13 protein-coding genes are annotated in these 13930 nt (G+C 70.0%); 1 reads left to right on the top strand and 12 read right to left on the bottom strand.

Going from position 1 to position 13930, the window contains the following annotated elements; genetic code table 11:
• Positions 1–6: 6 nt before the first annotated feature.
• The 11 genes from nuoK to AC07DC_RS19650 are packed head-to-tail and all read right to left on the bottom strand — an operon-like array spanning position 7 to position 10733.
• Positions 7–306: an NADH-quinone oxidoreductase subunit NuoK gene (gene nuoK, locus AC07DC_RS19700; RefSeq protein WP_269273374.1), complete on the bottom strand. Its 300-nt coding sequence runs from the start codon at positions 304–306 to the stop codon at positions 7–9.
• The gene (locus AC07DC_RS19695) at positions 303–1133 is read right to left on the bottom strand and encodes an NADH-quinone oxidoreductase subunit J (protein ID WP_478915702.1); all 831 of its coding nucleotides are present in this window, start codon (positions 1131–1133) and stop codon (positions 303–305) included. The genes nuoK and AC07DC_RS19695 overlap by 4 nt, the downstream gene beginning before the upstream one ends.
• A complete protein-coding gene (gene nuoI, locus AC07DC_RS19690) occupies positions 1130–1693 on the bottom strand; it encodes an NADH-quinone oxidoreductase subunit NuoI (RefSeq protein WP_478915701.1) in 564 nt (187 codons plus the stop codon). Before nuoI ends, AC07DC_RS19695 begins: the two co-directional genes overlap by 4 nt.
• Positions 1686–3014 carry an NADH-quinone oxidoreductase subunit NuoH gene (gene nuoH, locus AC07DC_RS19685; RefSeq protein WP_478915974.1) on the bottom strand — a complete coding sequence of 443 codons (1329 nt, stop codon included), beginning with the start codon at positions 3012–3014 and terminating at the stop codon, positions 1686–1688. Before nuoH ends, nuoI begins: the two co-directional genes overlap by 8 nt.
• Positions 3015–3040: 26 nt before the next feature.
• The gene (locus tag AC07DC_RS19680; protein WP_478915700.1) at positions 3041–5530 is read right to left on the bottom strand and encodes an NADH-quinone oxidoreductase subunit G; all 2490 of its coding nucleotides are present in this window, start codon (positions 5528–5530) and stop codon (positions 3041–3043) included.
• Complete coding sequence (gene nuoF / locus AC07DC_RS19675; protein WP_478915699.1) at positions 5527–6867, bottom strand: NADH-quinone oxidoreductase subunit NuoF; 1341 nt, start codon at positions 6865–6867, stop codon at positions 5527–5529. The genes AC07DC_RS19680 and nuoF overlap by 4 nt, the downstream gene beginning before the upstream one ends.
• A complete protein-coding gene (gene nuoE, locus AC07DC_RS19670) occupies positions 6864–7739 on the bottom strand; it encodes an NADH-quinone oxidoreductase subunit NuoE (protein WP_478915698.1) in 876 nt (291 codons plus the stop codon). The genes nuoF and nuoE overlap by 4 nt, the downstream gene beginning before the upstream one ends.
• Positions 7736–9070 carry an NADH-quinone oxidoreductase subunit D gene (locus tag AC07DC_RS19665; RefSeq protein ID WP_478915697.1) on the bottom strand — a complete coding sequence of 445 codons (1335 nt, stop codon included), beginning with the start codon at positions 9068–9070 and terminating at the stop codon, positions 7736–7738. Before AC07DC_RS19665 ends, nuoE begins: the two co-directional genes overlap by 4 nt.
• The gene (locus tag AC07DC_RS19660; protein WP_478915696.1) at positions 9070–9804 is read right to left on the bottom strand and encodes an NADH-quinone oxidoreductase subunit C; all 735 of its coding nucleotides are present in this window, start codon (positions 9802–9804) and stop codon (positions 9070–9072) included. Before AC07DC_RS19660 ends, AC07DC_RS19665 begins: the two co-directional genes overlap by 1 nt.
• Complete coding sequence (locus tag AC07DC_RS19655) at positions 9801–10355, bottom strand: NuoB/complex I 20 kDa subunit family protein (protein ID WP_138357562.1); 555 nt, start codon at positions 10353–10355, stop codon at positions 9801–9803. The genes AC07DC_RS19660 and AC07DC_RS19655 overlap by 4 nt, the downstream gene beginning before the upstream one ends.
• A gap of 18 nt (positions 10356–10373) precedes the next feature.
• On the bottom strand, positions 10374–10733 hold the full coding sequence (locus AC07DC_RS19650; RefSeq protein ID WP_164296559.1) for an NADH-quinone oxidoreductase subunit A: 360 nt from the start codon (positions 10731–10733) through the stop codon (positions 10374–10376).
• A 578-nt stretch (positions 10734–11311) separates the two neighbouring features.
• Here AC07DC_RS19650 and AC07DC_RS19645 point away from each other — a divergent pair.
• A complete protein-coding gene (locus AC07DC_RS19645) occupies positions 11312–12187 on the top strand; it encodes a C40 family peptidase (protein WP_478915695.1) in 876 nt (291 codons plus the stop codon).
• Positions 12188–12319: 132 nt separating this feature from the next.
• Here the strand turns inward: AC07DC_RS19645 and AC07DC_RS19640 are convergent, their stop codons facing one another.
• On the bottom strand, positions 12320–13210 hold the full coding sequence (locus AC07DC_RS19640; RefSeq protein WP_478915694.1) for a hypothetical protein: 891 nt from the start codon (positions 13208–13210) through the stop codon (positions 12320–12322).
• Positions 13211–13930 lie beyond the last annotated feature (720 nt).

The following is a 13930-nucleotide window of genomic DNA, read 5'->3' as shown; positions in this document are numbered from 1 at the left end:
TACCCCTTACAGCTTCATCAGGTTGGCGTCGTCGACCGAGGCCGAGTGCCGGGAGCGGAACATCGTCACGATGATCGCGAGCCCGACCACGACCTCGGCCGCGGCGACCACCATCGTGAAGAAGGCGATGATCTGGCCGTCGAGGTTGCCGTGCATGCGGGAGAAGGTGACGAACGCCAGGTTGCAGGCGTTCAGCATCAGCTCGACGCACATGAAGACGATGATCGCGTTGCGCCGGATCAGCACCCCGGAGGCGCCGATGGTGAACAGCAGCGCGGCCAGGTACAGGTAGTTGACCGGATTCACTTGCTCGCCTCCTCGGGCGCCGCGGGGGCGGACCGTTCCAGCCAGTTCTCCGAGCGCTGTTCCAGCTCGGCGAGATCGGCGCGGGCCTCGTTCGACACATCACGGATCTGGCCGCGCTCGCGGAGCGTGGCGCTGACCGACAGGTCCGAGGTGGTGCCGTCCGGCAGCAGGCCGGGGACGTCCACCGCGTTGTGCCGGGCGTACACGCCAGGCGCGGGCAGCGGCGGAACCTGGGTGCCCTCGCGGACGCGCTGCTCGGAGAGTTCGCGCTGCGTGCTGCGCTGCTCGGTCCGCTCGCGGTGCGTCAGCACCATCGCGCCGACGGCCGCGGTGATCAGCAGCGCGCCGGTGATCTCGAAGGCCCACACGTACTTGGTGAAGATCAGCCGCGCCAGGCCCTCGACGTTGCCGCCCGCGTTCGCCTGGCCGAGGCCGGCGAACGTGTCGAGCGAGGCGTTGCCGATGCCCGCGATCAGCAGGATCCCGAAGCCGAGACCGCACCCCGCGGCCATCCAGCGCTGCCCCTTCAGCGTCTCCTTCAGCGAGTCGGCGGCGGTGATGCCGACCAGCATGACGACGAAGAGGAAGAGCATCATGATCGCGCCGGTGTAGACGACGATCTGGACGACGCCGAGGAAGTACGCGCCCTGCGCCATGTAGAAGACAGCCAGGATGATCATGGTGCCGGCCAGGCAGAGCGCGCTGTGCACCGTCTTCTTGCTGAGAACCGTGCCCAGCGCGCCCAGCACGGCGACCACGGCGAGCACCCAGAACTGGAACGCCTCACCGGTCGACGTGGTGGAAGCGGCGGCGGCGAACGTACTCACGCGTCCGCCTCCTTGTCCGCCGGGGTGCGCTGCTGGGTGACTGTGCCGGGTGCGGCCTCGGTGACCAGTCCCCGGTAGTAGTCCTGCTCGTCGGTGCCGGGGAAGATCGAGTGCGGTGCCTCGACCATGCCCTCCTCCAGGCCGGCGAGCAGCTGCTCCTTGGTGAAGATCAGGGACTCGCGGCTGCTGTCGGCGAGTTCGTACTCGTTCGTCATCGTCAGCGCCCGGGTGGGGCACGCCTCGATACACAGACCGCACAGGATGCAGCGGGCGTAGTTGATCTGGTAGACGCGGCCGTAGCGCTCACCCGGGGAGTAGCGCTCCTCCTCGGTGTTGTCCGCGCCCTCCACGTAGATCGCGTCGGCCGGACAGGCCCACGCGCACAGTTCGCAGCCGACGCACTTCTCCAGCCCGTCCGGGTGCCGGTTGAGCTGGTGCCGGCCGTGGAAACGCGGCGCGGTCGGCTTCTTCTCCTCGGGGTACTGCTCGGTCAGCCGCTTCTTGAACATGGCCTTGAAGGTCACGCCGAAGCCCGCGACCGGGCCCAGGAACTCAGGCATCGTCGGCCTCCTTCTCATTGTCCGGGGCGTCCGGGCCGCCGACGAGCTGCGGCTCGCCCTGGCTGCGGCTGCGACGGCGCGGCACCGGTGGCAGCGTCTGCCCCGGCAACGGCGGTACGGGGAAGCCGCCCGCCATCGGATCGAACGGTTCGGGCGGTGCCGCGGCGGCTGCCGCGTCCTCCTTCTTCCGCCCGCGGTCGCGGAACACATCGACCACGAGGGAGAGCAGCAGCAGGGCGACGACGGCCCCGCCGACGTACAGCACGATGTCGCGCAGGCCGTAGTTCTCGTTCCGCATCGCCCGGACGGTCGCGACCAGCATCAGCCAGACCATCGAGACCGGGATGAGGACCTTCCAGCCCAGCTTCATGAACTGGTCGTAGCGCACGCGGGGAAGCGTGCCGCGCAGCCAGATGAAGAAGAACAGCAACAACTGGACCTTGATCGTGAACCAGAGCATCGGCCACCAGCCGTGGTTCGCGCCCTCCCAGAAGGAGCTGATCGGCCACGGGGCCCGCCAGCCGCCCAGGAAGAGGGTGGTCGCCACCGCCGAGACCGTCACCATGTTCACGTACTCGGCGAGCATGAAGAGCGCGAACTTGATCGACGAGTACTCGGTGTTGAAGCCGCCGACCAGGTCGCCCTCGGACTCCGGCATGTCGAACGGGGCGCGGTTGGTCTCACCGACCATCGCCACGATGTAGATCAGCAGCGAGACCGGCAGCAGGACCGCGAACCAGCGGTCGTGCTGAGCCTCGACGATCGCCGAGGTGGACATCGACCCGGAGTAGAGGAACACCGCCGCGAAGGAGAGCCCCATCGCGATCTCGTAGGAGATCATCTGGGCCGAGGCGCGCAACCCGCCGAGCAGCGGGTACGTCGAGCCGGAGGACCAGCCCGCGAGCACGATGCCGTAGATGCCGACGGACGCGGTGGCCAGGATGTACAGCACGCCGATCGGGAGATCGGTGAGCTGCAGCGCGGTGCGGGTGCCGAAGATGGACACCTCGTTGTCGGCCGGGCCGAAGGGGATCACCGCGAAGGACATGAAGGCGGGGATCGCCGCGACGATCGGCGCGAGGATGTACACCACCTTGTCCGCGCGCTTGACGATGATGTCTTCCTTCAGCATCAGCTTGATGCCGTCGGCGAGCGACTGGAGCATGCCCCACGGGCCGTGCCGGTTGGGGCCGATGCGCAGCTGCATCCACGCCACGACCTTGCGCTCCCAGACGATCGAGAAGAGCACGGTCAGCATGGCGAAGGCGAAGCAGAAGACCGCCTTGAGGAGGATCAGCCACCACGGATCGGTGCCGAACATCGACAGATCTTCGGCGGAGAGGTTCTTCACTGGGCCACCTCCGTGGCAGCGGCGCCGACCTTGACGACCTGGCCGGGCAGCGCGCCGGTGTCACTGGCGACGCCCCCGCCCGTGGAGTTCAGCGGCAGCCACACCACCCGGTCGGGCATCGGAGTGATGCGCAGCGGCAGCCGTACCGAACCGGCGGGTCCCGAGACCTCGGTGAGCACGCCGTCGGCGAGCCCGGCCTCGCCGGCGGTCGCGGCCGACAGCCGCACCACCGCCTCGTGCCGGGTGCCGGCCAGCGCCTCGTCGCCCTCCTGGAGCTTGCCCTGGTCGAGCAGCAGCCGGTGGCCGGCGAGTACCGCCTCGCCCGCGGCGGGCACGGGCAGCGTCCGCGACGTCTCCAGCGGCTGGGACGCGTGCGCCCCGTCCCACGGGGCGAGCCGGTTCAGCTCGGTGCGGGCGGCGCGTACATCGCCCAGTCCGAGGCCGACGCCGAGCGCGTCGGCGAGCATCGTCAGGACCCGGGCGTCCGGCAGCTGGTGCCGGTTGACGACCTGGTCGGGCTTGATGGCCGCGTCGAACAGGCGCGCCCGGCCCTCCCAGTTGAGGAAGGTGCCGGCCTTCTCCGCGACCGCGGCCACCGGCAGGACGACATCGGCCCGGTCGGTGACCTCGGAGGGCCGCAGTTCCAGGCTGACGACGAAGCCGACCGCGTCCAGCGCGAGCCGGGCGCGAGCCGGGTCCGGCAGGTCCGCGACCTCGACGCCGCCCACGATCAGTGCCGCCAGCTCGCCGCTGAGGGCCGCCTCGACGATCTGGCCGGTGTCGCGCCCGAAGCGGTGCGGGAGTTCGGCCAGACCCCAGACCCGGGCGACCTCCTCGCGGGCCCGCGGGTCGGTGACCGGCCGGCCACCGGGCAGCAGCCCCGGCAGCGCGCCCGCCTCGACCGCTCCGCGCTCACCGGCACGGCGCGGGATCCACGCGAGCTTCGCGCCGCTCGCCGCAGCGAAGCGGATCGCCGCGGTCAGCGCGCCGGGTACGGCGGCCAGCCGTTCGCCGACCAGGATCACCGAACCCTCGGCACGCAGCGCCTCGGCGGCCTTCTCGCCCGCCTCGTCGAGACCGACACCACCGGCGAGCGCGTCCAGCCACTCGGGCTCGGTGCCGGGTGCGGCGGGCAGCAGCGTGCCGCCCGCCTTCGTCAGGCCGCGGGTCGCGAACGGCGCCAGTGCGAAGGTCCGCTGGCGCCGCTTCTGGTTTGCCTTGCGAAGCCGGAGGAAGATCCCCGGAGCCTCCTCCTCGGCCTCGAGGCCGACGAGCAGCACGGCCGGCGCCTTCTCCAGCGTCGTGTACGTGATGCCTTCGCCGTCCAGGTCCCGGCCGCGTCCCGCCACCTGCGAGGCCAGAAAGTCGGCCTCCTCGGCGCTGTGCACCCGGGCCCGGAAGTCGACGTCGTTGGTGTCGAGGGCGACCCGCGCGAACTTGGCGTACGCGTAGGCGTCCTCGACGGTCAGCCGGCCGCCGGCCAGTACCGCGGTGCGGCCGCCGGCCGCCGCGATCCCGGCGGCCGCGGCCGCCAGTGCCTCGGGCCAGCTCGCCGGCTCCAGCTCGCCGGTCTCCTTGTTACGGAGCAGCGGGTGCTTGAGGCGGTCCGGGCGCTGGGCGTAGCGGAAGCCGAAGCGCCCCTTGTCGCACACCCATTCCTCGTTGACCTCGGGGTCGTCGGCGGCCAGCCGCCGCATGACCTTCCCGCGCCGGTGGTCGGTGCGCGTCGCGCAGCCGCCCGCGCAGTGCTCGCAGACCGACGGCGACGACACCAGGTCGAACGGCCGGGACCGGAAGCGGTACGCCGCCGAGGTCAGCGCGCCCACCGGGCAGATCTGGATGGTGTTGCCGGAGAAGTACGAGGCGAACGGGTCGCCCTCACCGATTCCGACCTGCTGGAGCGCACCGCGCTCGATGAGCTCGATGAACGGGTCGCCCGCGATCTGCTCCGAGAACCGGGTGCAGCGCGCACACAGCACGCAGCGTTCCCGGTCCAGCAGCACCTGCGTGGAGATCGGCACCGGCTTCTCGTACGTGCGCTTCCTGCCTTCGAAGCGGGTGTCCGACTGGCCGGTGCTCATCGCCTGGTTCTGCAGCGGGCACTCGCCGCCCTTGTCGCAGACCGGGCAGTCCAGCGGGTGGTTGATGAGCAGCAGCTCCATCACCCCGCGCTGCGCCTTCTCGGCGACCGGCGAGGTGAGATGGGTCTTGACGACCATGCCGTCGGTGCACGTGATCGTGCAGGACGCCATCGGCTTGCGCTGGCCCTCGACCTCGACGATGCACTGCCGGCAGGCGCCGGCCGGGTCGAGGAGCGGGTGGTCGCAGAACCGCGGGATCTCGATGCCCAGCAGCTCCGCCGCACGGATCACCAGGGTCCCCTTGGGGACCGAGAGCGCGACGCCGTCGATCGTGACGGCGACGAGATCCTCCGGCGGAACCGCCGCCTCTCCCCCTCCGGAGGGGGCAGACGTGGTGACTGTCATGCGTTCACCTCCAGGTGAGACGTTCCGGCGTCGGCCCATACGGTCGAGGCGGCCGGGTCGAAGGGGCAGCCCTTGAGCTCGATGTGCTCCTCGTACTCCTCGCGGAAGTACTTGAGGGAGGAGAAGATCGGGCTGGCGGCGCCGTCGCCGAGCGCGCAGAAGGACTTGCCGTTGATGTTGTCGGCGATGTCGTTGAGCTTGTCGAGGTCGGAGAGCCTGCCCTTGCCGGCCTCGATGTCGCGCAACAGCTGGACCAGCCAGTACGTGCCCTCACGGCACGGCGTGCACTTGCCGCAGGACTCGTGGGCGTAGAACTCCGTCCAGCGCGTCACCGCCCGCACCACGCACGTCGTCTCGTCGAAGCACTGCAGCGCCTTGGTGCCGAGCATGGAGCCGGCGGCGCCCACGCCCTCGTAGTCGAGCGGTACGTCCAGGTGCTCGTCGGTGAACATCGGGGTCGACGAGCCGCCGGGGGTCCAGAACTTCAGCCGGTGGCCCGGCCGGATGCCGCCGCTCATGTCGAGCAGCTGGCGCAGCGTGATGCCGAGCGGGGCCTCGTACTGGCCGGGGCTGACGACGTGCCCGGAGAGCGAGTAGAGCGTGAAGCCCGGGGACTTCTCGCTGCCCATCGACTTGAACCACTCCTTGCCGCGCTGCATGATCGCGGGCACCGAGGCGATGGACTCGACGTTGTTGACGACGGTCGGGCAGGCGTACAGGCCCTCGACCGCCGGGAACGGCGGGCGCAGCCGCGGCTGGCCGCGGCGCCCTTCGAGCGAGTCCAGCAGCGCCGTCTCCTCGCCGCAGATGTACGCGCCGGCCCCGGCGTGGACGGTCAGCTCCAGATCGAAGCCGCTGCCCTGGATGTTCTTGCCGAGGTAGCCGGCCTCGTACGCCTCGCGCACGGCCTCGTGCAGCCGGCGCAGCACGGGGACGACCTCGCCGCGCAGGTAGATGAAGGCGTGGTTGGAGCGGATCGCGTGGCAGGCGATCACCATGCCCTCGATGAGCGAGTGCGGGTTCGCGAACATCAGCGGGATGTCCTTGCAGGTACCCGGCTCCGACTCGTCCGCGTTGACGACCAGGTAGTGCGGCTTGCCGTCACCCTGCGGGATGAACTGCCACTTCATACCGGTCGGGAAGCCGGCGCCGCCACGGCCGCGCAGCCCCGAGTCCTTCACATACGCGATGACGTCGTCCGGCGGCATCGCGAGGGCCTTGCGCAGGCCCTCGTAGCCCTCGTGACGGCGGTAGGTGTCCAGCGTCCACGACTGCGGGTCGTCCCAGAAGGCCGACAGAACGGGGGTGAGCAGCTTCTCGGGCGACACGGTCATCATTTGCCCTCCTCGCTCTCAGGTCCGGCCGGGTTGGCGGGGTCCGACACGGCGGTCTCCTGCGGTGCGTCGTGCGAGCTGGCGTGCTCGGCGGGGCTGGGCTGCCCGGGGGTGCCCGACGGCGCGGCCGCCGTGTCGCCCTGCGGCGGTACCGACGACCGGCGGGCCGGCCGGCCGGTTTCGGCGACGGGCAGTGCCTCGCCGCGCGACAGCCGCAGTCCCGCGAGCGAGGCGCGGCCGGCTCCGCCGGTGGCCTCGACGGCACCGGGTCGCTCGTCGGGGAAGCCGGCGAGGATGCGGGCGGTCTCCTTGTACGTGCACAGCGGCGCGCCACGGGTCGGCCGCACCTCGCGGCCGGCGATGAGGTCGTCGACCAGCTGCTTGGCGGAGCTGGGCGTCTGGTTGTCGAAGAACTCCCAGTTCACCATCACCACCGGTGCGAAGTCGCAGGCCGCGTTGCACTCGATGTGCTCCAGCGTGACCTTGCCGTCCTCGGTGGTCTCGTTGTTGCCGACCCCGAGGTGCTCCTTCAGCTCGTCGAAGATGGCGTCGCCGCCCATCACCGCGCAGAGCGTGTTGGTGCAGACCCCGACCTGGTAATCCCCACTGGGCTTGCGCCGGTACATGGAGTAGAAGGTCGCGACCGCGGTGACCTCCGCGGTGGTGAGGTCGAGCTGCTCAGCGCAGAACCGGACGCCGGTGCGGGTGACGTACCCGTCCTCGGACTGCGTGAGGTGCAGCAGCGGCAGGAGCGCGCTGCGGCTGCCGGGATAGCGGGCGATGATCTCCTTCGCGTCCGCCTCCAGCCTGGCGCGTACATCGGCCGGATAGTCGGGCGCGGGCATCTGCGGGATGCCCAAAGACACGTCGGTCATCGGTCGACGCCTCCCATCACGGGGTCGATGGACGCCACGGCCACGATGACGTCGGCGACCTGGCCGCCCTCGCACATCGCCGCCATGGACTGCAGGTTGGTGAAGGACGGGTCGCGGAAGTGGACCCGGAAGGGGCGGGTGCCGCCGTCGCTGACGACATGCACGCCCAGCTCGCCCTTGGGCGACTCCACCGCGGTGTACGCCTGGCCCGGCGGAACCCGGAAGCCCTCGGTCACCAGCTTGAAGTGGTGGATCAGGGACTCCATCGAGGTGCCCATGATCTTCTTGATGTGGTCCAGGGAGTTGCCGAGGCCGTCCGGACCGAGCGCGAGCTGCGCGGGCCAGGCGATCTTCTTGTCCTCGACCATCACCGGTCCCGGGGCCAGCTTGTCCAGGGCCTGCTCGACGATGCGCAGCGACTGCCGCATCTCCTCCAGGCGGACCAGGAAGCGGCCGTAGGAGTCCGCGGTGTCGGCCGTCGGGATCTCGAAGTCGTAGTTCTCGTATCCGCAGTACGGCTGCGCCTTGCGCAGGTCGTGCGGCAGGCCGGCGGCGCGCAGGATCGGGCCGGTGGCGCCGAGTGCCATGCAGCCGGCCAGGTCCAGGTAGCCGACCTCCTCCATCCGGGCCTTGAAGATCGGGTTGCCGGTGGCGAGCTTGTCGTACTCGGGAAGGTTCTTGCGCATCTTCTTCACGAGCTCGCGGATCTGGTCCACCGCGCCCGGCGGCAGGTCCTGGGCGAGGCCGCCCGGCCGGATGTACGCGTGGTTCATGCGCAGGCCGGTGATGAGCTCGAAGACGTCCAGGATCAGTTCACGGTCGCGGAACCCGTAGATCATGATCGTCGTGGCACCGAGTTCCATGCCGCCGGTGGCGATGCACACCAGGTGCGAGGAGAGCCGGTTCAGCTCCATCAGCAGCACGCGGATGACGCTCGCCCGGTCCGGCACCTGCTCGGTGACACCGAGCAGCTTCTCGACCGCGAGGCAGTACGCCGTCTCGTTGAAGAACGGCGTGAGGTAGTCCATGCGCGTCACGAAGGTGGACCCCTGGGTCCACGTCCGGTACTCCATGTTCTTCTCGATGCCGGTGTGCAGGTAGCCGATGCCCGACCGGGCCTCGGTGACCGTCTCGCCGTCGATCTCCAGGATCAGCCGGAGCACACCGTGGGTGGACGGGTGCTGAGGTCCCATGTTGACGATGATGCGCTCGTCGTCGGACCGGCCGACGGTCTCGGCCAGCTCGTCCCAGTCGCCACCGGTGACGGTGAAGACCCGGCCTTCGGTGGTCTCGCGTTCTTCCGCCTGAGCGGGTGCGTGGTGGGTGCTCATCAGGAGTACGACCTCCGCTGGTCGGGAGCCGGGATCTGGGCACCCTTGTACTCGACGGGGATGCCGCCGAGCGGGTAGTCCTTGCGCTGCGGGTGGCCGGGCCAGTCGTCCGGCATCATGATCCGCGTGAGGGCCGGGTGGCCGTCGAAGACGATGCCGAAGAAGTCGTACGCCTCACGCTCGTGCCAGTCGTTCGTCGGGTACACCGAGACGATCGACGGGATGTGCGGGTCGCTGTCAGGAGCGCTCACCTCCAGCCGGATCAACCGGTTGTGAGTGATCGAGCGCAGGTGGTAAACGGCGTGCAGCTCGCGGCCCTTGTCCTCGGGGTAGTTCACCCCGCTCACGCCCGTACAGAGCTCGAAGCGCAGCGCCGGGTCGTCCCGGCAGACCTTGGCGACCTGCAGGAGGTGTTCGCGGGCGATGTGGAAGGTCAGCTCGTCACGGTCGACGACCGCCTTGTCGATCGCGTTGGAGGGGAGCAGTCCCTGCTCCTCCAGCGCGCCCTCCAGCTCGTCGGCGACCTCGTCGAACCAGCCGCCGTAGGGGCGGTGGGCCGGGCCGGGCAGCCGGACGGTCCTGACGAGGCCGCCGTAGCCGGAGGTGTCGCCACCGTTGTTGGCACCGAACATGCCCTTGCGGTGACCGATGACCTCGCCGGCGTCGTCGCGCTGGCCGGGGAGGTTGTCGGTCTGCAGGTCGCGGTCGGGGTTGGTGCCGTTGGCGTCTGTCACCGCAGCAGCCCCTTCATCTCGATCAGCGGGAGCGCGTTGAGGGCGGCGGACTCCGCTTCGCGGGCCGCCTCCTCACGGTTCACGCCGAGCTTCTCGCCCTGGATCTTCTGGTGGAGCTTGAGGATGGCGTCCATGAGCATCTCGGGCCGGGGCGGACAGCCGGGCAGATAGATATCAACGGGGACAATGTGGTCAACACCTTGCACAATGGCGTAATTGTTGAACATTCCACCCGAAGAAGCACAGACCCCCATGGAGATGACCCACTTGGGATTCGGCATCTGGTCATAGACCTGCCGCAGCACCGGCGCCATCTTCTGGCTGACCCGGCCGGCCACGATCATCAGGTCCGCCTGCCGCGGCGAGCCGCGGAAGACCTCCATACCGAAACGGGCCAGGTCATAGCGCCCGGCCCCGGTGGTCATCATCTCGATGGCGCAGCAGGCCAGGCCGAAGGTGGCCGGGAAGACCGACGCCTTACGCACCCAGCCCGCGGCGGACTCCACCGTGGTCAGCAGGAATCCACTCGGCAGTTTCTCTTCGATACCCATGCGTTGGCCCCTTGTCCCCTAGTCCCATTCCAGGCCGCCGCGCCGCCACACGTATGCGTAGGCGACGAAGACGGTGAGCACGAAGAGGAGCATCTCCACGAGCCCGAAAATCCCCAGTGAGTCGAACGTGACGGCCCAGGGATAGAGGAAGACGATCTCGATGTCGAAGACGATGAAGAGCATCGCCGTGAGGTAGTACTTGATCGGGAAGCGCCCGCCGCCGATCGGCTGCGGAGTGGGCTCGATGCCGCACTCATAGGCTTCCAGTTTGGCCCGGTTATACCGTTTTGGTCCGACGATCGAGGCCGTAATCACGGAGAAGATCGCGAAGCCGGCCCCGAGGCCGCCCAAGACGAGGATGGGCGCATAGGCGTTCACCGTCCCCCGCTCCTTCCAGTCGCCGATGACTGCGTGGGGGTCCCCCCGCCGGGGGAGGGACCGTGCGCTCGGGTCGTGTCCGGCTCACGAAGATCGCGTCTATGTGAGGCAGTTCACAAGCCCAAGCCGCCTGCATCTTATGCCCGGCGGTCTGTGATCTGCGACACGGGGTGGGTCAACGGCTTTGTGATCTCCACCACCTGACGAATGATCATGAAGGATGATGAGCGGTGATCTTGCACCGCATGCGGCACAAACAATCACTTGACGTCACATTCACGCGCGTTACCCCTGGTCACAGCGGCGCGCGCATTATCAAGCGCTCCTCGCGAGAGGCAAATTCGCCCTGGACCGAATGGCGTGATAGCGACTGCGGTCCCCCTAGGGGTGAACGGGACGAAGGTCCCGCTGACGCACGTGAACCGGCTCACGAGCGCTCGGAGGCCGCTCGGGAACGACTCGGACATATGGTCATGGTGAGCATGATCCAAATAAGGACATTCGGCCGTGCACACGACAACTGTGTCGCATCCCACCTTTGTTGAACGGAACCAGCGCATCCTGATAGCCAGGACCACATGTCCCCAAACCTCATACGGACGACGCCGTCCGAATCGCATACACGCCGCCGACGGCACGCCGCTCCCGCCAACCCGAACTGGGTCCGCCGGGCCGGAATCGTCGGCGGCGTCGTCGGTGCTCTCGCTCTCAGTGGCGCGGCCGCTCCGGCCATGGCCGACCACTCGAACCACACGTCCGCTCCGGTCGAAACCGCGACGACCGCCGAGCAGACGCCCGCTCTCAGCACCAGCGCTTCCGCCGCGCAGGCCGCCGCAGCCATCGACCAGACGGTCGTCCAGCTGAAGCTGCAGGCCGCCGAGGACAGCGCGACCGCCGCGGCCAAGAAGGCCGCAGCCGCGACCAAGCAAGCCGCGGAGAAGAAGGCCGCCGACGCGAAGGCTGCCGCCGACAAGGCCGCGGCCGAGCGTGAGGCCGCCGCCCAGGCCGCCTCCCGCTCCTCGGAGCGCGCCAAGCTCTCCGTGTCCTCCGCCGGCAGCTCCTCGTCCTCGAAGGTGTCCTCCACCGCCTCGAAGGCAAGCGGCAGCATCGCGAGCCTCATCAGTTTCCTGCAGGCCCAGGTCGGCAAGCCCTACGTCATGGGCGCCTCCGGCCCGTCCTCGTACGACTGCTCCGGCCTGACCCAGGCGGCGTTCGCCACCATCGGCATCGACCTCCCGCGCACCTCCCAGGAGCAGTCGAACACCGGCACCCCGGTCTCCATCAGCTCCCTCCAGGTCGGCGACCTGGTCTTCTGGGGCGGCCAGGGCAGCGCGTACCACGTCGGCGTCTACATCGGCGGCGACCAGTACCTCGACGCCGCCAACCCGAGCACGGGCATCGGCGTCCACGACATGAGCTGGTCCACCCCGGACTTCGCCACCCGCGTGGTCTGATCCCCAGCTCCCCCGATTCCCCCCACGTAGGGCCGCCGTCCCCCCGCTCGGGCCGGCGGCCCTTCCGTATGGGCGGGGTTCCGCAGGGAGGGGTTCGGCCGGGCGGGGTTCGGCCGGGAGGGGTGCCGGCCGTCATGGGGCCGGCGGGGCCTCGCCGAAGGTGCGCAGAAGGTGGACGAGATGGCGGCGGCGGGCGGCGACGAGGTGCTCCTGCAGCTCGGCGTCGAGAAGCTGCCGGGTGGCCGGGTCCGCCGACCACCACGTGTCGGTGGGGTCCGGGCGCGCTCCCAGCCGGGTACGAACGCACCGGCAGGGGTGGATGAACTCGCGGAAGTCGTCGTCCGGGTCCGGCACCCAGCGCGTCAGCCACGCACAGACCGCGGGGTCGTTGTGCTCCTCGGCCAGTTCCCTGAGCCGCTGGGCCTGGTCGAGCAGGCGCAGTTCCCAGAGCATCGCGCAGTGCTCGCAGCCCGGCACCGGCTCCGCGTCGGCTCGTACGAGGTCGTCGATGGCCTCCTGCAGCGGCGAGGGCCGGGTGCGTCCGTCGTCGGGGCGGGCGAGCGGGCGGGGACCGGGAGCCGCGGGCTCGACCCAGGTGACCGTGATGCGCCCGTACTCCAGGACCCGTGTGTCGCCGTGGTGGTCCTCGGCGAGGAGTCGGACGAGAAAGAGCACCCGTTCCTCCCGCTCGTCTCCGACCGCGGGTCCCTGCGGGTCCTGTGCCCAGGTGAGGTGGTACTCCAGCGCGCCCGCGGCGGGCCGGGGCAGCGGGAAGCGGTGCTCGCGGGGTTCGTCCGGCAGCACCAGGGCGTGGACGTCCTCCTCCGCGCAGGCGGTACGGAGCCGCATCGAGGTGACGGGGCAGGCGTACCGCCGCACCTGCAGCGTGTAGGCCGGCGCGGGGCCGGAGTCGGGATCGGCCGGGGGAGTCACGGCGATCACGGCGCGCCCTTCACGAACGCCTGCGGGCAGCACCGCGTCGAAGTGCAGAGTGAGGTGACCGGCGGAGTCCGATGCGTTCACAGCGAGCACGCTCCCTCAAAAGACGCGGTACGCGAACCGCTTTCCGCTCACGCGTGCGCTCGAGCGGTTGTGCCCGCGTTCACTCCGACTAGACGTAGACCGCGCCCTCGCGGTTCTCCCGGGGAGGGGAACGCTGCGCACCGCCCTGCGGTTCGGCTGGGCGGTGCGGTCAGAACCCACCGATCAAGCGGCACGGCCGGTGGCGGCAGCGCGAGGGATCGCGGGGTTCGGCGCGGTGGGTTGCTGCGGTCAGGGATCGCGGAGTGTTCTTCTGCGTCGCTGCGCGCCTTGACCGGGCGGAGGGGAGGGCTACGGCGCTGCGCGCCTGCCAGTGATCGCGACCCGCTGCGCGGCCCACCCAAGCTGACCGCTCCCCTTCGCTCCCCGGGCGAGGTGGGGGGTTGGACGCGGCCGGTGAGGCAGCGCGGTTCGGGGATCAGCAGGTGGGGCGGATCGGCGGGGGCACAGTGCCTCGGTACGGAGCAGCTCGCGGGCGGAGCACCCCGGGGGCTGAGCACCCCGGGCGGCGAGGCCGCTCGCGGGCGGAGCACCTCGGGGGCTGAGCACCCCGGGCGGCGAGGCGGCCCGCGGGCGGGGCGGCTCGGGCGGCGAGGCCGCTCGCGGGCGGAGCACCTCGGGGGCTGAGCACCTCGGGGGGCGAGGCGGCCCGCGGGCGGGGCGGCTCGGGTGTGGAGCGCCTCGGCTCTCGAACTCCGCCCG

The sequence above is a fragment of the Streptomyces sp. NPDC045021 genome (assembly GCF_056432645.1).
The sequence above is the reverse complement of the archived record's forward strand: the minus strand, read 5'-3'. Positions and strand labels throughout refer to the sequence as shown.